This window comes from Kitasatospora sp. NPDC094019 (genome assembly GCF_044764505.1).
Lineage (GTDB): Bacteria > Actinomycetota > Actinomycetes > Streptomycetales > Streptomycetaceae > Kitasatospora.
This window is the reverse complement of sequence record NZ_JBIWIF010000011.1, coordinates 119,345-140,547: the sequence shown is the minus strand read 5'-3', so window position 1 is coordinate 140,547 and position 21,203 is coordinate 119,345. Positions and strand designations below refer to the sequence as shown.

The 21,203-nt window shown below is 73.1% G+C and carries 23 protein-coding genes; 11 read left to right on the top strand and 12 right to left on the bottom strand.

The genetic code is table 11. The annotated features are described in order from the left end of the window. The first annotated feature begins 28 nt into the window (after positions 1-28). The 7 genes from ACIQ9P_RS24830 to ACIQ9P_RS24800 all read left to right on the top strand — a co-directional run bounded on the left by ACIQ9P_RS24830 (position 29) and on the right by ACIQ9P_RS24800 (position 8,460). Complete coding sequence (locus ACIQ9P_RS24830) at positions 29-988, top strand: ATP-binding cassette domain-containing protein (protein WP_402360075.1); 960 nt, start codon at positions 29-31, stop codon at positions 986-988. A gap of 225 nt (positions 989-1,213) precedes the next feature. Then, entirely contained in the window at positions 1,214-2,524 is a 1,311-nt protein-coding gene (locus ACIQ9P_RS24825) for a glycosyltransferase family 2 protein (protein ID WP_402360072.1), read from the top strand. After that, positions 2,521-3,837 carry a nucleotide sugar dehydrogenase gene (locus ACIQ9P_RS24820; protein WP_402360070.1) on the top strand — a complete coding sequence of 439 codons (1,317 nt, stop codon included), beginning with the start codon at positions 2,521-2,523 and terminating at the stop codon, positions 3,835-3,837. Before ACIQ9P_RS24825 ends, ACIQ9P_RS24820 begins: the two co-directional genes overlap by 4 nt. Before the next feature lie 215 nt (positions 3,838-4,052). Then, on the top strand, positions 4,053-5,312 hold the full coding sequence (locus tag ACIQ9P_RS24815) for a DUF445 domain-containing protein (protein ID WP_402360356.1): 1,260 nt from the start codon (positions 4,053-4,055) through the stop codon (positions 5,310-5,312). Positions 5,313-5,702: 390 nt separating this feature from the next. Next, complete coding sequence (locus ACIQ9P_RS24810; RefSeq protein WP_402360353.1) at positions 5,703-6,767, top strand: adenosine deaminase; 1,065 nt, start codon at positions 5,703-5,705, stop codon at positions 6,765-6,767. 193 nt (positions 6,768-6,960) lie between these two features. Then, complete coding sequence (locus ACIQ9P_RS24805) at positions 6,961-7,527, top strand: hypothetical protein (protein WP_402360067.1); 567 nt, start codon at positions 6,961-6,963, stop codon at positions 7,525-7,527. A gap of 96 nt (positions 7,528-7,623) precedes the next feature. After that, positions 7,624-8,460 (top strand): DUF4097 family beta strand repeat-containing protein, encoded by an 837-nt coding sequence (locus ACIQ9P_RS24800; protein ID WP_402360064.1) that lies wholly within the window; start codon positions 7,624-7,626, stop codon positions 8,458-8,460. 130 nt (positions 8,461-8,590) lie between these two features. Here ACIQ9P_RS24800 and ACIQ9P_RS24795 read toward each other — a convergent pair whose 3' ends face one another. After that, positions 8,591-9,322 (bottom strand): TetR/AcrR family transcriptional regulator, encoded by a 732-nt coding sequence (locus ACIQ9P_RS24795; protein WP_402360061.1) that lies wholly within the window; start codon positions 9,320-9,322, stop codon positions 8,591-8,593. 157 nt (positions 9,323-9,479) lie between these two features. Between ACIQ9P_RS24795 and ACIQ9P_RS24790 the strand changes: the two genes are divergently transcribed. Beyond that, positions 9,480-10,994: an MFS transporter gene (locus ACIQ9P_RS24790; protein WP_402360059.1), complete on the top strand. Its 1,515-nt coding sequence runs from the start codon at positions 9,480-9,482 to the stop codon at positions 10,992-10,994. Positions 10,995-11,080: 86 nt separating this feature from the next. On the opposite strand, the gene ACIQ9P_RS24785 is transcribed toward ACIQ9P_RS24790, so the two are convergent. The 6 genes from ACIQ9P_RS24785 to ACIQ9P_RS24760 form a co-directional block, all read right to left on the bottom strand. Beyond that, entirely contained in the window at positions 11,081-11,758 is a 678-nt protein-coding gene (locus tag ACIQ9P_RS24785; protein ID WP_402360056.1) for a peptidase inhibitor family I36 protein, read from the bottom strand. Between the two features lie 115 nt (positions 11,759-11,873). Beyond that, positions 11,874-12,899, bottom strand: a complete 1,026-nt coding sequence (locus ACIQ9P_RS24780) for a CU044_5270 family protein (RefSeq protein WP_402360053.1) — start codon at positions 12,897-12,899, stop codon at positions 11,874-11,876. Next, the gene (locus tag ACIQ9P_RS24775; protein ID WP_402360051.1) at positions 12,896-13,522 is read right to left on the bottom strand and encodes an RNA polymerase sigma factor; all 627 of its coding nucleotides are present in this window, start codon (positions 13,520-13,522) and stop codon (positions 12,896-12,898) included. Before ACIQ9P_RS24775 ends, ACIQ9P_RS24780 begins: the two co-directional genes overlap by 4 nt. Positions 13,523-13,612: 90 nt before the next feature. Then, positions 13,613-13,798 carry a DUF397 domain-containing protein gene (locus ACIQ9P_RS24770; protein ID WP_402360048.1) on the bottom strand — a complete coding sequence of 62 codons (186 nt, stop codon included), beginning with the start codon at positions 13,796-13,798 and terminating at the stop codon, positions 13,613-13,615. A gap of 138 nt (positions 13,799-13,936) precedes the next feature. Next, positions 13,937-14,122: a DUF397 domain-containing protein gene (locus ACIQ9P_RS24765; protein ID WP_402360045.1), complete on the bottom strand. Its 186-nt coding sequence runs from the start codon at positions 14,120-14,122 to the stop codon at positions 13,937-13,939. A gap of 3 nt (positions 14,123-14,125) precedes the next feature. Continuing rightward, a complete protein-coding gene (locus tag ACIQ9P_RS24760) occupies positions 14,126-14,977 on the bottom strand; it encodes a helix-turn-helix domain-containing protein (RefSeq protein WP_402360042.1) in 852 nt (283 codons plus the stop codon). A 210-nt stretch (positions 14,978-15,187) separates the two neighbouring features. Here ACIQ9P_RS24760 and ACIQ9P_RS24755 point away from each other — a divergent pair, with 210 nt between their 5' ends. The 3 genes from ACIQ9P_RS24755 (at position 15,188) to ACIQ9P_RS24745 (ending at position 16,263) form a co-directional block, all read left to right on the top strand. After that, positions 15,188-15,550 carry an ATP-binding protein gene (locus tag ACIQ9P_RS24755; protein WP_402360039.1) on the top strand — a complete coding sequence of 121 codons (363 nt, stop codon included), beginning with the start codon at positions 15,188-15,190 and terminating at the stop codon, positions 15,548-15,550. Further along, on the top strand, positions 15,547-15,669 hold the full coding sequence (locus ACIQ9P_RS24750; protein ID WP_286158583.1) for a hypothetical protein: 123 nt from the start codon (positions 15,547-15,549) through the stop codon (positions 15,667-15,669). The genes ACIQ9P_RS24755 and ACIQ9P_RS24750 overlap by 4 nt, the downstream gene beginning before the upstream one ends. Positions 15,670-15,846: 177 nt before the next feature. After that, entirely contained in the window at positions 15,847-16,263 is a 417-nt protein-coding gene (locus ACIQ9P_RS24745; RefSeq protein ID WP_402360036.1) for a hypothetical protein, read from the top strand. Positions 16,264-16,270: 7 nt separating this feature from the next. On the opposite strand, the gene ACIQ9P_RS24740 is transcribed toward ACIQ9P_RS24745, so the two are convergent. The 5 genes from ACIQ9P_RS24740 to ACIQ9P_RS24720 form a co-directional block, all read right to left on the bottom strand. After that, entirely contained in the window at positions 16,271-17,179 is a 909-nt protein-coding gene (locus ACIQ9P_RS24740; RefSeq protein ID WP_402360033.1) for an aminoglycoside phosphotransferase family protein, read from the bottom strand. A gap of 74 nt (positions 17,180-17,253) precedes the next feature. After that, the gene (locus ACIQ9P_RS24735) at positions 17,254-18,507 is read right to left on the bottom strand and encodes a serine hydrolase domain-containing protein (RefSeq protein WP_402360030.1); all 1,254 of its coding nucleotides are present in this window, start codon (positions 18,505-18,507) and stop codon (positions 17,254-17,256) included. Positions 18,508-18,745: 238 nt separating this feature from the next. After that, complete coding sequence (locus ACIQ9P_RS24730; protein ID WP_402360028.1) at positions 18,746-20,047, bottom strand: serine hydrolase domain-containing protein; 1,302 nt, start codon at positions 20,045-20,047, stop codon at positions 18,746-18,748. Between the two features lie 187 nt (positions 20,048-20,234). After that, positions 20,235-20,381 (bottom strand): hypothetical protein, encoded by a 147-nt coding sequence (locus ACIQ9P_RS24725; RefSeq protein WP_402360025.1) that lies wholly within the window; start codon positions 20,379-20,381, stop codon positions 20,235-20,237. A 96-nt stretch (positions 20,382-20,477) separates the two neighbouring features. Further along, positions 20,478-21,200 (bottom strand): YidC/Oxa1 family membrane protein insertase, encoded by a 723-nt coding sequence (locus tag ACIQ9P_RS24720; RefSeq protein ID WP_402360022.1) that lies wholly within the window; start codon positions 21,198-21,200, stop codon positions 20,478-20,480. Positions 21,201-21,203 lie beyond the last annotated feature (3 nt).

The window sequence follows — 21,203 nt, the reverse complement described above, 5'->3', positions numbered from 1 at the left end:
CCCTCTCCCCGACATGCGAGGAAGCACCATGGCACTGATCGAACTCGACGACGTCCGCCGCACCTTCACCGTCCGCGCCAAGTCCGGCAGACTGCGGCGGGAGAAGCGCGAGGTGCGCGCCGTCGACGGGCTGACCTTCACCGTCGAGGCCGGCGAGTGCGTCGGCTACATCGGCCCGAACGGCGCCGGCAAATCCACCACCATCAAGATGCTGACCGGCATCCTCGTCCCCACCGCCGGTCGGCTGCGCGTCGCCGGCGTCGACCCGGCCCGCGAACGGGTCGCCCTGGCCCGCCGGATCGGCGTCGTCTTCGGGCAGCGCACCACGCTCTGGTGGGACCTCCCGCTGCGCGACTCCTACGAACTCGCCCGCCGGCTCTACCGGATCCCCGACCACCGGTATCGCGCGAACCTGGACCGCTGCGTCGAACTGCTCGACCTCGGCGCGCTGCTCGACACGCCCGTCCGCCAGCTCTCGCTGGGCCAGCGGATGCGCGGCGACCTCGCCGCCGCGCTGCTGCACGACCCGCGGGTGCTGTACCTCGACGAGCCGACCATCGGCCTGGACGTGGTCAGCAAGGCCAAGGTGCGGGACTTCCTGCGCGAGGTCAACCGCGACCTCGGCACCACGGTGCTGCTCACCACCCACGACCTCACCGACATCGAGCAGCTGTGCGACCGGGTGATGGTGATCGACCACGGCCGGGTGGTTCACGACGGCGGACTGGAGGCCCTGCACGCGGCCGGCGACAGCGAACGGACCCTGGTGGTCGACCTGGCCGGGACGCACCCGCCGATCGAGGTGCCCGGCGCCCGGGTGGTCCGGGTGGAGGGACCGCGCCAGTGGCTGGCCTTCCCGGCGCAGGCGAGCGCGGCCCCGGTGGTGGCCGCCGTCGCGGCCCGCTACCCGCTGGTCGACCTGTCGGTGCGGGAGCCCGCGATCGAGGACGTGATCGCCCGGATGTACGCCGAGGTCGCGATCGGCTGAGGCCGGGCCGACCGGCGGGAGCGCGCGGCCGTCGTCGGTCGGGCTTTCGCCGCCCGGCCGGGCGTTCGCTTCCGCCTCGCTCGTGCGGGTGGCGGACGTGACCCCGCGGCGTGCCGCCGAGTTGACCCTGCATCGCCCGGCGGCGCGCCGCCCGCTCCGTTCCGCGGACGGCGCGCCGCCGGGCGGCGACAGCTCGGCGACCCGCGCACCGGAGGGCAGCGCCCGATGACCGTACCCGACGTGACCGTGGTGATCGCGGTCTACAACACCATGCCGTACCTGACCGCCTGTCTGGACTCGCTGGTCCGGCAGACCATCGGGCCCGCGCGCATGGAGGTGGTCGCGGTCGACGACGGCTCCACGGACGGCGGCGGCGAACTGCTCGACGCCTACGCGGCCCGGCACCCCGGGCTGTTCCAGGTCGTCCACCAGGCCAACTCCGGCGGCCCGGCCGCGCCGACCAACCGGGGGCTGGCACTCGCCCGCGGCCGCTACGTGCTCTTCCTCGGCGCCGACGACTGGCTCGGTGACGAGGCCCTGGCGCGGATGGTCGCCGCCGCCGACGACTGGGGGTCGGACATCCTGATCCCCAAGCAGGTCGGGGTGAACGGGCGGCTGGTGCCGCAGGGCATCTTCGACGTCACCGCCGCCTCGGTCGGCTTCGAGGACTCCGCGCTGGCCTGGGCGCTCGCCGACACCAAGCTGTTCCGGCTCGACCTGGTCCGGCGGCACAACCTGGCCCGCAAGGAGGAGCTGAAGGTCTACTCCGACCAGCCCTTCACCCTCGCCGCCTGTCTGCGGGCCCGCCGGATCTCCGTGCTCGCCGACTACGACCACTACTTCCTGGTGCTGCGCGAGGACCGGGGCAACGTCACCCAGCGGGCCGGCGCGCTGGACCGGGTCCGCGGGGTCGCCGCCGTCCAGTGGGTGGCCGCCGAACTGGCCGCGCCCGGCGGCCAGCTGGACGCCATCCGGGCCCGGCACTTCGGCTGGGAGGTGCCGCAGCTGCTCCAGGAGGGCCTGCTCGCCCTCGACGCCGGGCTGCGGGAGCAGGTCTGCGACGGGGTCGGCGAACTCGTCCGGCAGTTCGGCGCCCGCGAGGTGTACCACCGGCTCGCCGTGCCCGACCGGGTCCGGCTGGAGCTCGCCGCCACCGGGCGGTACGAGGAACTGCGCGAGCTGATCGCGTACGAGGCGGAGCACGGCCCGCCGCCGGTGGTCACGGAGGACGGGGCGGACGGCGTCCGGCGGCGGTACGCGGCCTACCAGGTGTTCCGGGACGGCGCGTCGGGGCTGGCGGACGAGCTGTTCCTGCTCGGCGAGGAACGGGCGGAGACGCCGGCGGAACCGGAGGCGCCGGGGCCGGCGGGACTCCGTCCGGGCGGGGAGGCCGGGCCGCCCCCGCCGAACCGGGTGCAGCGGCTCTGGCGCGGCGCGGTGCCCGTCCGGGTGCGCCGTCGACTGCGCGGCCACCCGGTCTGGCGCCGGCTCGCCGACGCGGTGGCCGCCGACGGCCGGAACGGGGGGCGGCGATGATCCCGCTCGACATCTGTGTGGTCGGCCTGGGCAAGCTCGGACTTCCGCTCGCCGTCCAGTTCGCCGCGAAGGGCCACCGGGTGACCGGCGCCGACGTCGCCCCGGCGGTGGTCGAGGCGGTCAACCAGGGGCGGCCGCCGTTCCCCCGGGAGGCCGGACTGGACGCGGCGCTCAAACGGGTCGTCGCCGAGGGCCGACTGCGCGCCACCACCGACACCGCGGCCGCCGTGGCCGGCGCCGAGGCGGTCGTGCTGGTCGTCCCGCTGGTCACCGCCGCCGACGGCACGCCCGACTTCACCCTGCTCGACGCCGCCACCGACGCGGTCGCGGCCGGGCTGCGCCGGGGCACGCTGGTCAGCTACGAGACCACCCTGCCGGTGGGCGTCACCCGGGGCCGGTGGGCGCCGCGGCTGGCGGCCGGTTCCGGGCTGACCCCGGGCCGGGACTTCGCGCTGGTCTTCAGCCCGGAGCGGGTCCGCACCGGCCGGGTCTTCGCCGACCTGCGCCGCTACCCCAAGCTGGTGGGCGGGACCGACCCGGCCGCGACCCGGCGCGGCGCCGAGTTCTACCGGGCGGTGCTGGACTTCGACCCGCGCCCCGACCTGGCGGCGGGGGGTCGGCCGAACGGGGTGTGGGAGCTGGAGTCGGCCGAGGCGGCGGAGTTCGCCAAGCTCGCCGAGACCACCTACCGGGACGTCAACATCGCGTTGGCCAATCAGTTCGCCCGGTACGCGGACCGGATCGGAGTGGATTTCGCCGCCGTCGCCGACGCCTGCAACTCGCAGCCGTTCAGCCATCTGCACCGGCCGGGCGTGGCGGTCGGCGGGCACTGCATCCCGGTCTACCCGCGGCTCTACCTGTGGAACGACCCCTCGGCGACGGTGGTCCGCGCGGCGCGGGCGGCCAACCTGGAGATGCCGGCCTACGCGGTCGGGGTGCTGGACGGCGCGCTGGCGGGCGGGATCGCCGGGCAGGGTGTGCTGGTGCTCGGCGCCGCCTACCGGGGCGGGGTCAAGGAGACCGCCTACTCGGGGGTGTTCCCGCTGGTGGAGGCGTTGCGGGCGGCGGGTGCCCGGCCGTACGTGGCCGATCCGCTGTACCCGGCGGGGGAACTGACGGCGCTGGGCCTGCCCGCGCACGCGGGCGAGCCGGTGGTGGCGGCGGTGCTGCAGGCGGACCACCCCGAGTACCGGGAGCTGACCCCGGCGGACCTGCCGGGGGTCAGGGTGCTGCTGGACGGCCGGCGGTGCACCGACCCGGACCGCTGGGCCGGTGTGGCGGGGGTGCGCCGGATCGTGCTCGGGGGCGCCTGAGGCCGGGGCCACGCCCGCCCGGCGGGGCCGCGCGGGGCGGGCGAGGCGCGGCGGCGGGGCGGTTGGTTCGGTCGACCGGCGCGGGCGAGGCGCGGGCGCCGGGCGGTCGTGATGGCCGACCGGCGCGCGATGGGCGGACGCGCCGTCCGTTCGCGCCGGGCAACGGGCAGACTGGCGGGGTGAGCGACGAAGCCTTCAGCGGGACCGGCCCCGGGATGCGGTTCACCGCGGCCGACGAGGAGAAGAGACGCGGCGTCCGCCGGATGAAGACCATCGCGACCGGCCTGCTGGCCCTCGCGACCCTGGTGTTCGCCCTGGCCACCTGGGCGAAGGCGGCCGGCGCCGGCGCCTGGGCCGGGTACCTGGCGGCGGCCGCCGAGGCCGGCATGGTCGGCGCGCTGGCCGACTGGTTCGCGGTGACCGCGCTGTTCCGGCGCCCCTTCGGCCTGCCCATCCCGCACACCGCGATCATCCCGACCAAGAAGGACTCCTTCGGCCGGTCGCTGGGCGACTTCGTCGGGGAGAACTTCCTCTCCGGCCAGGTGGTGCGCGAGCGGCTCGCCGCGCTCGGCATCGCCCGCCGGCTGGGCGAGTGGCTGGCCGCGCCCGGCAGCGCGGAGCGGGTCACCAAGGAGGCGTCGGCGGCGCTGCGCGGCGTACTGGCGGTGCTCCGCGACGACGACGTGCAGGCGGTCGTCGCCGAGGCGGTGACCCGGCGGGCCGCCGCCACCTCGGTCGCCGAGCCGGCCGGCCGGATGCTCGGCAAGGTGGTGGCGGACGGCGGCCACCACGGGGTGGTCGACCTGGTCGCCGTCCGGGCGCACGACTGGCTGGCCGAGAACCACGCCGAGGTGGTCCAGCGGGTCACCCAGAAGACCCCCGGCTGGACCCCGAAGTTCCTCGACCACCAGGTCGGCGAACGGGTCTACAAGGAGCTGATGCGGTTCGTCACCGACATCAGGGACGACCAGGAGCACCCGGCCCGCGGCGCGATCGACAACTTCCTCGCCGACTTCGCCACCGAGCTGCAGACCGATCCGGAGACCATCGCCCGGGTCGAGCGGGCCAAGGGAGAGCTGCTCGCCCGGCCCGAGGTGCAGGAGCTGATCGCCTCCACCTGGGCGGCCGTCCGCTCACTGGTGCTGAACGCCGCCGAGGACGAGGACAGCGAACTGCGCCGGCGCATCCGTGAGGGCGTGCGGACCTTCGGTGCGCGCCTGGCCACCGATCCCAAGCTCCAGGCCAAGGCGGACGGCTGGCTGCAGGACGCCGCCCAGTACCTGGTCGGCACCTACCGGACCGAGATCACCTCGCTGATCTCCGAGACGGTGGCGGGCTGGGACGCCGACGACGCCTCGCGCAAGATCGAGGCCAACGTCGGCCGGGACCTCCAGTTCATCCGGATCAACGGCACGGTCGTCGGCGCCCTGGCGGGCCTGCTGATCCACTCGGTGGCGGTCGCGTTCGGCGGCTGAGACAGCGGCGGGTGTCTCCAACCGAAGCTTGAGACACCGCCCTCACAAGGGTTCTGACCTGCGGAAATACTCGCGGTGCCGACCGGAGACGCGGTGGGACGGGCGAAAACGGTCCGACCGCCCCGGCGGTGTGCGCCAGAGTGGTTCCAGCAGGTTCCGCGGCACGGTGATCGACCGGACCGCGGACCCGCCGCAGGTCGACGACGCGGTGGCGGGCGGTACGGCGGGGACAGCGGGCGGCACGGGGGTGTGCCCGCCGTCCCCACCGCACCGCCCGCCTCTATCCTTGCCAGCACCACCCCGTACGCGCGTAGAAGCGCGCGCGGCGAGGCGGCTCGTCGAGGCAGAGGAAAGAAGGGCACCACCGTGGTCCAGCCGGACGGAAGTCGGATCGGAACCCCCAGCAGCACCCCCGCGGACTCCGCGGACCGCTCCATCGAGGCGTTCATCGCCGCGATGCCGAAGGCGGAACTGCACGTCCACCACGTCGGATCGGCCTCGCCCCGGGTGGTCGCCGAACTGGCCGCCCGGCACGAGGGCCGGACCAAGGTACCGCTCGATCCGGCGGCCCTCGCCGAGTACTTCACCTTCACCGACTTCGGGCACTTCATCGAGGTCTACCTGAGTGTGGTGGACCTGGTCCGGGACGCCGAGGACGTCCGCGCCCTGACCTTCGGCGTGGCCGAGGACATGGCCCGGCAGAACATCCGCTACGCCGAGCTGACCGTCACCCCGTACTCCTCGGTCAGCCGGGGCATCCCCGACGTCGCCTTCATGGAGGCCATCGAGGACGCCCGCCACCGCGCCGAGAAGGAGCTCGGGGTGGTGCTCCGCTGGTGCTTCGACATCCCCGGCGAGGCCGGCCTCGCCGCCGCCGAGGAGACCGCCCGGCTCGCCGTCGACCTGGCGCCCGAGGGCCTGGTCAGCTTCGGCCTCGGCGGCCCGGAGATCGGCGTTCCGCGGCCGCAGTTCAAGCCCTACTTCGACCGGGCGCGGGCGGCCGGCCTGCGCAGCGTCCCGCACGCCGGGGAGACCACCGGGCCGGAGACGGTCTGGGACGCGCTGCGGGTGCTCGGTGCCGAGCGGATCGGCCACGGCACCCAGGCGGTGAAGGACCGGGCGCTGCTCGACCACCTGGGCGAGCACCGGATCCCGCTGGAGGTCTGCCCGACCTCCAACATCGCCACCCGGGCGGTGGAGCGGATCGAGGACCACCCGATCAAGCGGATGGTCGAGGCCGGGCTGCTGGTGACCGTCAACAGCGACGATCCGCCGATGTTCGGCACCGACCTCAACACCGAGTACGCGGTGGCGGCGCGGCTGCTCGGCCTGGACGAGGCCGGGGTGGCCGGGCTGGCGAAGAACGCGGTGGAGGCGTCCTTCCTCGACGCCCCGGGCAAGGTCCGGCTGGCCGGGGAGATCGACGCCCACCTGGCCCGGTGGCGCCAGGTCTGAGCCGCGGCCCCGCGCGGTTCCGGGCCCCGTCGGCAGTCGCCGGCGGGGCCCTCGGCGTTTCCCCGCCGGGCGCGCTCCGGCCTTGGGGCGGGGCGGTGCGCCCGGGATGGCGCCATTCACTCGTTCGAGTGGCGCCAAGGCATGGTGCCAAAAATGCTCGACATGGCGCCATGGATGTGCCATTCTTCTGGGCATGGACCTCACGCCGTACGTCGACAATCTCCGGCACGAGCTCGCGGTGGCCGCGGGTGCGGGCGGGGACGAAGCCCGCGCTCTGGCCGAGCGCCTGACCCTGCCGTTGGAGTCGGCCGTCCGGCTCACCCTGCTGAACGCCCTCTCCGCCGCGATGGGGGAAGTGACCAGGGAGCTGGCCCCGGGCTCGGTGGACGTCCGGCTGCGCGGGCTCGAACCGGAGTTCGTGGTCACCGTGCCGCCGGGGGCCGATTCGTTCCACGGGGCGGTGCCGTTCCACGACGAGGGCCCTGTGGGGCCGGGGGCGGTGGCACCGCCGATGGCGCCACCGGTGGCACCGGCCGGTGCGGCCGGGGAGGGCGAGGACGGCGCCACCGCGCGGATCAACTTCCGGCTTCCCGGCCACCTCAAGGCCCGGGTCGAGGAGGCCGCCGGGCAGGAGGGCCTCTCCGTGAACGCCTGGCTGGTCCGGGCGGTCGCCGCGTCGCTGGAGCCGGCCGCACCCGCCAGGCCCGGGCCGAGGATCGGCCGGGGGGTCGGTCAGGGCTTTACGGGCTGGGTCCGCTAGCACCCGGTCCGGCCCGCCCGCCCCACCCCGCTCATTCGCCGAGTCACCCCTTTCACCTGCGGAAACGCAGCACAGAGCCATGAGGACGGAACAGCCATGCCTTCGTTCGACACTCCGAGCCCGATCCGCGCCACCCTCCGGTTCGACATCGGCTCGGTCCGGATCGCGGCCGCCAAGCGCGCCGACACCCTGGTCGAGGTCCGCCCGACCGACCCCGGCGCCGCGCTGGACGTCCAGCGCGCCGAGCAGGCCCAGGTCTCCTTCGCCGACGGCGCCCTGATCGTGAAGGTCCCGAAGAAGCGCGGGATCTTCGGCCGGACGGGATCGGTCGACATCACCGTCGAGGTCCCGGTCGGGTCCTCGGTGGACGCCGACGCGCCGATGGGCGACTTCCTGCTGGAGGGCGTGTTCGGTGACTGCCGGATCAGGACCTCGGTCGGCCGGATCCGGGTCGACGAGGCGGCGACCGCCGAGCTGAGGAACGAGCTCGGGGACGTCCGGCTGGGGCGGGCGGACGGGGACGCCGAGGTGGCGTCCTCCGGCCGGATAGAGATCGGCACCGTCGGGGGCGCGCTCAAGGTCGAGAACCTCAACGGCGAGACCGTCGTCGGGGAGGTCGGCGGCGAGCTGCGGGCCAACGCGGCCAACGGCGCCGTCACGGTCGGCACCGCGCTGGCCGGGGTGGACCTCCGGTCCGCCAACGGCAGCCTGCGGATCGGCGAGCTGGTCCGGGGCCGCGCCGCGCTGGAGACCGCGGTCGGCACCGTCGAGGTCGGCATCGCCGAGGGCACCGCCGCCTGGCTGGACGTGCAGACCCAGGTCGGCTCGGTCCGGAACGCGCTGGACTCCTCGGGCGCGCCCGCCGGGGGCGGGGAGACCGTCGAGATCACCGCCCGCACCCAGCTCGGGGACATCGTGATCCGGCGCGCCTGACCCCCGCGGCCGCCCGGACGGGGGGCGGCCGCGGGTCCGGGGGGTAGGGGGCGGGGCCGGGGGAGCGGGGGTCCCGGTGGGCCGGAGGCGGTCCGCCCGCCGGGTGCCCGACGGCGTGCCCGACGGGGAGTCAGCGCGGCAGGCGCAGCGCCAGGCCGTCGAGGATGACCTCCAGGCCGTAGTTGAATTTCTGGTCGCGCACGAGGACGGGGTTCTCGACGGCGCCGACCGCGGCCTGGGCGAAGGCGTCGGCGAGGAAGTCGTGCCCGGCCACCGCCTCCTGGGCGGTGGGCATCAGCCCGGCGATGAACTCGGACTCGGTCCGCCCGCTCCGGGCCACGGTGGTGAGGAAGGCGGCCTCCGTGGTGCTCATCCCGAGGACGAAGGAGAGCACGGTGTCGATCGCCCGGGAGGGTTCCGGGAAGCCGGCGGCCGAGAACAGTCCGGCCATTCGCTCGGAGACGTTGACCAGGTTGGGACCCAGGTAGACCAGGCCGGCCTGGCCGATGACGGAGCCCAGCCAGTAGTGGCGCAGCGTGGTGGCCCGGAAGGACTCGCAGGTCGCGACGACGTCGGCGCGCCAGTCGGCGCTGCCGGGGTCGGGGACGGGGATCTCGCCGAAGATCTCGTCCACCGCGAGTTCGATCAGCTCGTCCTTGGTCGCCACGTGCCGGTAGAGCGAAGTCGCTCCGGCGTTGAGGCGCGCGCCGAGCTTGCGCATGGAGAGGGCCTCGACCCCGTCGGCGTCGAGCATCGCGATCGCCTCGCGGACGATCGTGTCCCGGCTCAGCACGGGCTGTTCGGGCTCGCGCTGCCGCCGGGCCCACACGGACGGGATCGGGTTCGTCGCCTTGGCGGCCACCGGCTGTCCTCCTCGGAATCGGTCACGGAAATCCCTGCGTACACCGTTCGCACCAAGCGTACAGGAAACATGGTTGCGCACACTGTTCCGCACTGCGTACAGTGTTCGCATCGACGGTACATCGTACGCATCGGGCGTACTTCGGAGGGGAAAAGACATGGAAGGCCGTAACCCACGGCGCTGGTGGATCCTGCTCGTGCTGTGCCTCAGCACGCTCGTCCTGGTGGTCGACAGCATGGCGCTCACCGTGGCGGTGCCGTCGATGACCGAGGACCTCAAGGCCACCGCGCAGGACACGCAGTGGATCCTCGACTCGTACATCCTGGTCTTCGCCGGCCTGCTGCTGACCTCGGGCAGCCTCGGCGACCGGTTCGGCCGCCGCAAGGTGATGATCATCGGCCTGGTGCTCTTCGGCGCGGCCTCGCTGGCGGCGACGCTCTGCAGCAATCCCGGTGAGGTCATCGCGAGCCGGGTGGCGATGGGCATCGGCGGCGCGCTGATCATGCCCTCGACGCTGTCGATCCTCATCACCGTCTTCGAGGAGGACGAGCGGGGCAAGGCCATGGCGGCCTGGGGCTCGGTCTCGATGCTCGGCCTGGTCGGCAGCCCCGTCCTGGGCGGTGTGCTGATCGACCACTTCTCCTGGCACTCGATCTTCTTCATCAACGTGCCGGTGGTGGTCGTGGCGATCACGGCCGCGCTGCTCCTGATGCCCGAGTCCAAGGGGCCCTGGCAGAAGCCGGACCCGCTGGGCGCCGTCCTCTCGGCGGTCGGCATGACGGCGCTGATCTGGTGGATCATCGAGATCCCGAAGCACGGCGCGTTCGGCGGCGGCTCGCTGGTCGCCCTGGTGGTCGCGGTCCTCTCCCTCGCCGGCTTCATGATCTGGGAGAACACGGTCGCGGAGCCGATGGTGCCGCTGGCGCTGTTCAAGAAGCGCAACTTCAGCGGCGGTTCGCTCTCGCTGACCCTGGTGCAGATCGGCAACGGCGGCCTGCTGCTGGTCCTCACCCAGTACCTGCAGTTCGTGCTGGACTACTCGCCGATCAAGGCGGGCCTGGCCTTCGTGCCGATGGCGGTCGCGGCGCTGATCGGCAACGGCGCCGGCGCCGGACTGAGCGCGAAGACCGGCCATCGGCCGCTGGTCCTGGTCGGCATGGCCCTGATGGCCGGTTCCTTCGTCCTGCTCAGCACGGTCGACGCGGACACCGGCTTCACCGTCCCGGCCGTGGCACTGGGCCTGCTCGGCCTGGGGGCCGGCCTCGCGATGCCGGCCGCGGTCGGCGCGCTGATGAGCGAGATCCCGGCCGAGAAGGCCGGCGTCGGCTCCGCGCTCAACGACACCATCCAGCAGGCGGGCACCGCGCTCGGCATCGCCATCCTCGGCTCCCTGCTGGCCAGCGGTTACGCCGACAGGATGCCGGCCGGCGCCTCCGAGCAGGCCAAGCAGTCGATCCTGGGCGCGCTGACCGAGGCCAACGGCGACCCCGCCGCGATGCACACCGCCCGGGAGGCGTTCACCTCGGCGATGTCGACCACCCTCACCGTGAGCGCGGTGGGTGTCGTGGCGGCGGCCGTGGTGGCGGCGCTGGTGCTGCGCAACCGGAAGCCGGGCGCGCCGGTCGAGGCTCCCGGGGCGGCCAAGGAGCCGGTGGCCGAGCCGGCGGTCTGAGCAGGACGAGGCAGGCCGGAGGCCGGCACCCCTTCACGGGGGGCCGGCCTCCGGCCTGCCTCGGTACGCTCCGAGCCCGGGCCGGCTCAGAGAACGATGTAGTCGGCCTTGTCGTTCCAGCTGCCGCCGTAGGGGTAGCTGAGACCGGTGAGGTTGTAGCAGTTGCCGTTCCACAGGTAGACCGACGGGTCCGGCTGCAGGGTGCGGTCGTCGTAGAGCGTGAGGTCCCCGCCGTTGCGGAACACGCAGGCGGAGCTGGCCCGGTCGCGGAAGGACCAGTCGGAGAGGTACTTGGTGCCGGGCTCCGACCAGCGCAGCAGCAGACCGGAGAAGTTGACGTCCTCCCAGAGGCAGGCCCAGCCGGACGGGCAGTCCGAGGTGGACTGCGCCACCTGGCCGCCGGTGGCGGGGGCCGGGGCTCCGGCGGCCTTGGCGGCCTTGACGGCGGCGGCCGCCGCCGGGGCGAGGGTGGTGAGCGCCCGGTCGGCCTCGGCGACGCTGTCGTGGCAGTACACCGCACCGCCCTTCACCTCGGTGCAGACGCTGGCGCCGGCCCAGCCCTTGGCCAGGTCGATCTTCTTGCCCCGGTAGGTGGCGATCACCGGCGTGGACGGCGTTGCCTTCGCCGGGCCGGCGGACTGCGGAGCGTCGGCGGACGGGGCCGTCGGAACGGACGGCGCGGGCGTCGCCATGGCCGCCGGGGCCGCGAGCGCGAGCGCGCCGGCGGCAGCGGTGACGACGGCGAGCGTGCGGAAGGAACGCACGGTCAACTTCTCCCTTGGTGAGTCGTGGCAGGACAGTGCTGCCACGACCCAACGCCGGATCCGCCGTTCGCACAATAGTTCCGACGAGGACCGGACAATGGCTGACCGATTTCGGTCAGTGGCTTGATTCTGTGGTGCCGATCACGACACCTTCACCCGGAGTACCCACGATGCCCTGCGCGACCAGCGCGACGGAGTCCACCTCGTCCCCGGCCCGGCCCCACGGACCGTCCTTCACGAGCACGGTGCGCTTGCCCAACAGCTGCATCGTCCGCTGGTCGAAGATCCACTCGAACCGGGTGCCGTCGTGCACCCGGGCGACGGCCACCCCGTGGCGTCCGACCGCGTCCACCGCGTCGTCGACGGTCGTGACCCCCGGGATCCGGCCCGCCACCCGGTACAGCGCGGCGGAGACGGCCGGCGGCGCGACCGCGTTGCACAGCAGGTCGCCGATGGTGACGAACGCCTCCTGGTCGGGACCGGTGCTCGAACCGGAGCCGCCCCCGTGGTTGTACCCGGCATCGGCGTAGATGACCTTGGTCAGGGCCTCCGGGTCGCTCGGCAGACCGGCCAGCATCCGGTAGCTGGGCGAGTTGAGGGAGACCGGGTCCGGTGCCGGAAGCTGCTGGTCACCGCCGTCCCGGCGCTGGAGCCCCGGACGGGCGCCGTTCACCGCCGTCCACCGCTCGGTGTTCGTCGTGGTGGTGCTGCGCCGCATCGAACCGTCGGCGGACTCCGCCAGCGCCGTGCTGTGGCCGACGGTCCTGATGTAGGTGTACTGGCTGTCCTGGGCCGAGGGCTGCGGCTGGGTGTAGGCGACCCTGGCGATCCGGTCGAGGAGTTCCACGGAGGCGGCGGTCGCGGGCGGCGCCGGATCCTCGGCGGAGGAGTCGGGGGCGAGGGTCATCGCCGTGATCGCCGCGGCGGTGGCGACGGCCGTCACCAGGACCAGGCCCCGCCACCGGGTGGTGAGACCGGAGAACGGCCGGGGCCGGGAGAACTCGGTGAGCAGGAAGTCGCGGCGGTCGGCCAGTTGGGAGAGCGAGGGTTCCAAGTGGGGCGGCGGGGGGAGCAGCCGGGCGAGTTCACGGCGCTCGTAGTGCTCGTCCCACTCGGTGTGGTCGGTGCGTGGGTTGGTCATGGCCGCCTTTCCTGGTGGTGGCCCACGGACTGATGACTGATGGTGAGACCGGCGGGCGTCGACGAGGCGGAGGGGACCCGTGGCGCGGGGGGATCCTCGGCGTCGACGATCCGGCGGAGCTTGTCCCGGACCCGGGAGAGCCGGGAGCGGACGGTGCCGACGGGTATGCCCAGGGCTTGGGCGGCCTCCGCGTAGCCGAGCCCCGACCAGACGACGAGTGTGAAGACCTCACGCTCGGGAACGGCGAGCTGGTCGAGCGCGCGGACGGCGGCCGCGGCCGTGCCGGCGTCGGTGATCCGGCCGACCACCTCGTCGGCGAAGTCGGGGATCGGGTCGCGGCGGGGCAGGCGGGACATCGCGTCGCGGTGCCGGCGCGCGGTGCGGGCGGTGTTGCGGAGCACATTGGTGGCGATGGCCAGCAGCCAGGCGCGGGGGTGGAGCACCTCGTCGCGGAGCTTCTTCCGCAGTCGCCAGGCTTCGAGGAAGGTCAGCGAGACGACGTCGTCCGCGAGGTCGCGGTCCCCGGTCGATCTGTACGCGTGCGCGAAGACCGTGCGAGCGTGCTGATCGTAGAGCTCGGCGAACACTTGGCGCTCGCCGGCCTGCGTCTGCTTACTGGACAAGGAGGACTCCACGCAGATCTGGTGTCCGCAGGGCGGAGGGGGTTCCAGGGAATTTCGGGGAAATTGAGGAGACCGGTACTTCGGGGAGGGTCAGACGTCGAACTCGCCGTCGCGGATCCCGGTGAGAAGGTCGCGCCACTCGGCGAGGGTCAGCCGGGTCACCTCGGCGGGGCGGAGGCTGCTCCGGAGGTGGACGGCGTCGGCGGTGATGGCGACCTCCGGGCAGTTGCTGCAGTCGGCACAACGGCTCGGCCGCTGCCACAGGAGTTCTTCCATGGGTTCCTCACTGGTCCTTCTGGATGCCGGAGATGAAATCACACGACGCAGATCCAGTGTCCGCAGGGTGGGGAGAGTTCCAGGGAAGTCGCGAAGGCCGGCGCCCCGGGGCGGGGCGCCGGCCCGGGAGGGAGCGGGTCAGGCGTCGAACTCGCCGTTGCGGATCCCGGCGAGGAGGTCGCGCCACTCGGGGAGGGTCAGTTGCGCTGTGGAGGAGGGCAGGAGGCTGCTCCGGACGTAGACAGCGTCGTCGGTGATGGCGACCTCCGGGCAGTTCGTGGCGTCGGCGCATGCCGATGGCCGAGTCCAGGTCAACGGTTCCATGGCTCAGATTCCCTTCTTGATGCGGTTGATCAGGTCGAGCGACTGTTGCGGGGCGAGTGACCGCTCAATCATTCGGTCTATGATCCGCTGATAGTTGTCCACCTGGTTGCGCTCGTGGAGGAACACCGGGCCGCCGACTGCATCGAGTTGGACGGTGTCGAGTCGTGGGACCGGTCCCTTGGCGTGGACGATCGCTTGCCCTGCGCCTTTGAAGCCGTCCGCCTCGAACGGGACGACGTGGATGGTCACGTGCGACAGCTGAGCGAGCTCCAGAACTCTGTCCAACTGCCTTCTGGCGACTTCCGCCCCGCCGAATCGCATCCGGAGAGCCGCCTCGTGGACCACGGCGACGTAGGGATGAGAGCCCTGCTCCATGAGGATCTCCGAGCGGCGCAGGCGGTTCTCCACTCGCGATTCCAAGAGCCGTGGCCTCAGCGGCGGAAATGCCTCTTGGAAGATGGCCCTGCTGTACTCCTCTGTCTGCATCGCCCCGGGCGGATGGCAGATCTGGTAGGTCATCATGCCCTGGGCGAAGTATTCGAGCTCCGATGTGTCGAGGAACCCGGTAGGGACGGATCCTCGGTACTCCTCCCACCACCCCTTGTGGCGCTCGCCCGCCATCCGGGCGAGCGCATCGATGTACTCGGTGTCTCCCTCTTCGTACTCGGCGGCGAGGGCTCTGACGCGATCAGGTGTGACCGGGTAGTAGCCCTTCTCGATCTGCGTGATCTTTGTTCTGTCGAGGCCGAAGAGGGCGGCGGCTTGAGTCGTGGTGCGGCCGGCGCAGTCTCGCATCTTGCGCAGCTCGATACCCAGCCGCTCCTGCCTGACCGTTGGGGTGGCGCGTGGTGGCATGCGTCAAGCATGTCCATGGGTGGCCGATCAGTCCAGCGGTGTTCTGGTGGCACGTGTTTTTCTGGTTGCGTGGCACATGTGAGCTCAAATGCCCTACAGTCTGTGATGCACCGCTCACTGGACGGAGTGTCATCAACTCCCCGGAACACGGTAGTTGGCACCCTCATGCCTCCGTTTGGTGCGCCTCCACCTGCACCGCTGGGAGTCCCCATGTGTAACCGCAATACCCCCTCCCTCACCGTCGCCCGCGAGGCCCTCCGGTCCGCCATGGCCCGCGCGGGGTTCCACCCCGAGGTCATCGCCGACGCCGAACTCGCCCTCGCCGAACTGATCGTCAACGCCTGGCGCCACGGCGGCACGGCCGCACCCGTCGTGCTCGTCCTCATTCTCGGCCGGACGCTCCGCGTCTCCGTCGGCGACGACTCCTCCGACCTCCCCGAGCGCCGCACGCTCGCCGACCTCGCCGAATCCGGCCGGGGCCTCCAGCTCGTCCAGGGCCTGACCCACCGTTGGGGTGCCGAACCCCAGAAGCGCGGCAAGCTGGTCTGGTTCGAGCTCGACCACGCCGCGTGACCATGATCGGACTGCTGATCCTCGTCATCGCCGCGGCCGTCGTCGGCGCCGTCTGCCGGGTCAGGTCGGACCTTCTCCACGACCGCCACCGTGAGGGCGACCGGCGCATACCCGAGTAGCCGGTCGGGTGTTCGCGAGCCCGCGCGCCCGGCCTGGCCGGCTGCCCGGTCGGCCAGGTCGGGCGCATCTCATCGTCCCCAGGGCGCACCGCCCCCGTCCATCTGCCGATCGGCGGGAGCGGACTCCTCCCCGGAGCGCAGGCCGACCCGTTCACCCCGTGCTGTTAGCGTCCCGGCATGTCGAGAGCCGCGAAGTACGCCGTTCCTGCCGTCGCGTTGGCGTTCTTCCTGGTGCTCGCGGCGTTCCTCGTACTTCCACAGCTCTTCCCCACCGGCCCACCGCCGAGCGCGGTCGGCCGGTGGAGCGCGGACGGGACTCGGTTGGAGCTGGCAGAGGACGGGCGGCTCGGCCCTTCCGTCATACCGGCCGCCGCTTGCCCCGACGCTGCGGCGGCCACGAGGGCGGACGAACTGTGGGAGGTGGCGGCCGGTACCTGGAGCGAGAGCCGCGACCCGGACGCCAAGTACCAGGTCACCGTCCGGTTCGAGCAGCCCAGCACCTGTGTCCTCAGGTTGTCGAACGAGATCGATGGAAGGAAGCGGACTCTTTCGACTGGCACGAGCAGGGCGCGGTGGACCCTGGTCCGGGGATGACAGCCGTTCACGCCTCCGCCAGTACCTCGCGGATCACATGCCGGGCGTTGTCCGCCATCGACGGGTTGGTCTCCCGGTAGTACGGCAGGGCGTTCAGCGCCAGCGCCAGTGCCCGCCCCCGGCCGCGCCGCCAGGTGGCGTCGTCCACGTCGAGCGCCGCGCGGTAGACCGCCCGTGCCTCGGCCGGCAGCAGGTTCCAGGCCGGCATCAGGTCGCAGGACGGATCGCCCGCTCCCGCGCAGCCGAAGTCGATCACCGCCGCCAGCCGGCCGTCCTCGTCGACCAGCAGGTTGCCCGGCATCAGGTCGGAGTGCAGCCACACCGTCCGCCCGTCCCAGGCCGGTGCCGCCAGCGCGTCCTCCCAGAGGGCGGTCACGGCCCCGCAGTCGACGCCCTCCTCGGGCAGGGCCCGCAGTTCCTCGATCGCCGTCCTGGTCTCCTCGTCGAGCAGCTCGATCGGCCCGCCCCGGTAGGCGGGCGGGGCGTCCGGCAGGGTGAGCGCCCGCATCGCCGTGACGAACCCGGCGAGGTCCTCGGCCAGTCGCACCGGTCGGCGCAGCCCGCCCGGCCGGGGATGGTCGCCCCTCTGCCAGCGGTACACCGACCACGGCCACGGGTACCCCTCGGCGGGCCCGCCCGCGCCGAGCACCTCGGGGACGGCGACGGGCAGGAGCGGCGCCAGGCGCGGCAGCCACTCCTGCTCCAGTGCCACGTCGGGCGCCCCCCAGTCCACCAGCGGCAGCCGGACCACCATCGCCTCGCCCAGCCGGTACATGGCGTTGACGGTGCCGCCGGAGGGGAAGCGGGTCACCGGCAGCCCGGCCCAGTGCGGGAACCGGCCGGCGACCAGGCGCCGGACGAGGTCCTCGTCGATGGGGTGCTGGCCGGGGTGCAGGTCCGCGGTGTCGCTGTTCATGGGGCACCATCCGACCGCCGTCCGGCCCGGCGGGCAACTCCTTTTCACCCACCGGACCGCCCGACGGCCGGGTCTCAGCGGGTGGCGCCCCGCAGGGACGACAGGGCCTCCGCCGCCGCGGCGGCCGCGCCCGCCGGGGCCGTCGCGCCGCACAGCGTCTTCACCGCGAGCCCGACGACCGCCGCGTCCAGCCCGGACTGGTCGGTGCCCTCGTACGGGTTGTACGACAGCGCGACCTGCCGCTTCCCGTCCGCCGTGCCGAACAGCAGCGTCCCCCAGCCCGGCAGGCCCCCGTCGTGGCCCCACAACGGGCCGCAGCCGAAGTCCGCCTGCGCCACGCCGAGCCCGTAGAAGCTGTGGCCCGAGCCGGTCGGAACGGTCGTGGTGAGCGCGGCCTGCTCGGCGGGCCGCAGCAGCTTGCCGCCGAACAGGGCGGCGTGGAAGCGGTCGAGGTCGGTGGTGGTGGAGATGCCGTTGCCGGCCGCGTCGCCGACGGTGGGGTTGAGCCGGGTGATGTCCGCCGGCCCCTCCGCGAGCTTGGCGTAGGCACGGGCGTTCGGGCCGGGGATGCCGGTCTCGGAACCGGGGAACACGGTGTCGTCCAGGTGCAGCGGCCGGACGATCCGCCGCGTCACCTCGCTCTGCCAGCTGTGCCCGGTGAGCTTGTTGATCAGCATGCCGGCCAGGATGTAGTTGGTGTTCGAGTACTTCCAGCCCTGGCCCGGGGCGAAGTACGGCGCGTGCGCGACACCGATCGCGACCAGCTGCTCCGGCCGGTAGTCCTGCCAACGGCGGTTCCCGAGGGCGTAGTCGCGCAGGCTCGCCTCGTCCTGGAAGAAGAACTGCGGGTCCTCCAGGTAGTCGTACAGGCCGCTGGAGTGGTTGAGCAGCTGGCGGACGGTGATCGCGCCGCCGTTGGGGACGACGCCCGGCAGGTGGCGCTCGACCGGGTCGTCCAGCCGCAGCTTTCCCTCCCCGACCAGTTGCAGCACCACCGTCGACACGAACGCCTTGGTGACACTGCCGATCCGGAACCGGCCGTCCGCCCTGACCGGCTGCCCGGTGGCCAGGTCGGACGTGCCCACCGCGTCGCGCCAGATCCGCCGGCCGTCCTCCCGGACCTCGGCGAACGCGGCCGTCGAGGCGCCGTCCGCGACGAACGCCCGCAGCTCCGCCCGCGCGTCGACCCCGCCCCGGCGGGCATCGGCCCCGGCGGGGGCGGGCGCCGCCACGGCGGCGGGGGCGAGCGCGCCGACGGTGGCGGCCGCCAGGGCGACGGCGGCCAGTCGCCGCGCCAGTCGGCCGCGCCCGTGGCTGTCACTGCTCAAGTTGCTTGTCTTGAAAAAGTTTTGACTGGACATCATGTTCTATCACCCTCCGGCCCGGACCTCGGGCCCTCCGTGTCCAGGCTGGCAGTCGCCCCCATCGGCCCGCGTCATCCTGCGGACCGGCCTCGACCGTCCCCGGCCGTCCGACGGAGGTAGCGACCACCCCGGTCGAACGGCGGGGGTCCGGGCTCCGCCCCTCGGTATCACCGGGGTTGACAACGCCCTGCCCCGCTGTGCGTCAACGCAGGCCGGAGAGTAGTGAGTTGTTCGTGGCACCGATCGGCGTCGACGACTGCGGCCCGCACGCCGCGCGCTCGACGAAGGCGTGCACCGCGGCGTCGGTGGCGTCGTTCTCGGCGCCTGCGAGAACGTTGAAGGAGAGCGCGAACTGCCGGGTCCCGTCGATCGGTCCGAGCAGCACCGTGCTGTACCCGGGGACCCCGCCGGTGTGCCCCCAGACCGCGCCGCACGGCAGGTCGTAGCGGATCAGGCCCAGCCCGTAGTGCGCGCCGATCATCGGCGCCGGGACGGCCGTCGTCATCTCCCGCAGCCGCGCTGCCGACAGCAGCCTGCCGCCGAACAGGGCGGCGTGGAAGCGGCCGAGGTCGGTGGTGGTGGAGATGCCGTTGCCGGCCGCGTCGCCGAGGGTCGGGTTGATCAGGGTGATGTCCGCCGGCCCCTCCGGCAGCCGGGCGTACCCGTGGGCGTGCGGCCCGGGGATGTCCGGCCGGGAGCCGGGGAACGTCGTGTCGTCCAGGTGCAGCGGCCGGACGATCCGCCGCTCCACCTCGCTCTGCCAACTGCGCCCGGTGACCCGGCGGATGACCTCGCCGACCAGGACGTAGTTGGTGTTCGAGTAGTGCCAGCCCTGCCCGGGCGGGAAGTACGGCGTCCCGCGCACGCCCACCCCGATCAGCTCGGCCGGCGGGTGGTCCGCCCAGCGGCCCTCGGCGAGGAAGGTCCGCAGCGACGCGTCGTCGTGGAAGAAGTAGCGCGGATCGTCCAGGTAGTCGTACAGGCCGCTGGTGTGGTTGAGCAGTTGGCGCAGGGTGATCGCGCCGCCGTTGGGGACGACGCCCGGCAGATGGCGCTCGACCGGGTCGTCCAGCCGCAGCCTGCCCTCCTCGACGAGCTGGAGGACGACCGTCGACACGAAGGTCTTCGTCACGCTGCCGATCCGGAACCGGCCGTCGGCCCGCGCCGGGCGCCGCGACTCCAGGTCGGTGACGCCCGCGGCGTCGCGCCAGACCCGGCGGCCGTCCTCGCGCGTCTCGCCCAGCGCGGCCGTCGAGGAACCGCGCTCGACCAGGGCCCGCAGCTCCCGGCTCGGCCCCGCCGCCTGGGCCTGATTCTGGGTCTGGGTCTGGGCCGATGACGTCGCCGCCGAAGCGGTGGCGCGCGGCGCCGACGGTGCGAGCGTGGCGAGAACCGCGCCGGCCAGTGCGACGGCGACCGGGCCCGGCACGAACCGGCGGTCCCGGTGGTCACGATGGTTCCGGTGGTTCCGGCCGGTCCCGCGGGCGTTCCGGACGACCCTCATGGTGCTCCTCCCCGGGCCCGGACCTCGGGCCCCGGAAGCCACGTTCGCACCAGGCCCACCGGTCCCGCGTCGCCCTCCCGAGGGCATCGCCCCACCCCCGGGGACCTGCCCGGACCCGTCCCGGTGGGGTGGGCCGGACACCCTCGCACCGGCATGGGAGGGGGCGGGACACCCCCGTAGGACGGCTCTACCGCAGCCGGGAGGAGGACAGGATCGAGGCCAGGTGCGCCACCACCGTCCCCCAGGTGATCACCGCGATACCGGCCACCACCGCCCGGGTCGGGCCGAGGCCGCCGACCGCGACGTCCGCCACCGCCGGCGCGGCGACCGCCATGACGCCTTCCGTCCCTTCACCCGACCACCTGCGTGATCGTCCGGCCGACCGGCCCAAACGATCACACAGGCTGGAGCAGGCCGGGCGGATCCGGCCTCAGGCCAGTGCCGGAACCGCCGGCTCCGGCGCCCCGTCCCGGTACAGCCAGGCCCGCTCGGCCGCCGTCCAGGTGCTGGTGGTCAGCAGGTAGACCGCGGCCGCCAGCGGGACCAGGGCGGCGAACAGCACGGTGCCGAAGGACAGGTAGGGCAGGAACGCGAGCGCGGGCTGCGCCGGCGCGCCCTGCGTCGACCGCGGTGCCTGGGCCGCCTGCTTGGCCTGGGCCCGCCGGGCCCGCCGGAAGTTGACGTACCCCAGCGCCGCCAGCCCCGCGTACAGCACCCCGAACACCGCCCACTCGCCCGCACCGTGCGCCGACCGGATGTGCAGCCCCAGCGGGGCGCCGAACAGCGTGTGGCCGAGCAGATCGTTCGGGGTCGTGAACAGCCGGTACATCACCGAGAAGAACGGGATCTGCACCAGCATCGGCAGGCAGCCCGAGAACGGCGACGCCTTCTCCTCCCGGTACAGCTCGGACAGCGCGGCCTGGAGCTTCTCCGGGCGGCCCTTGTGCTTGCGGTTCAACTCGGCGATCCGCGGCGCCAGCCGCGCCCGGGACTTCTCCCCGCGCGCCGCCGCCCGCGCCAGCGGATGCAGCGCCAGCCGGACACAGACGGTGAACAGGACGATCGCGAGCGCCGTCGGGACGACCTGCGCGAGCGCGGCGACGACATCGTGGGCCAGGCGCACGGCCGGGTCGAGGATTGCGAAAACGGACATGGT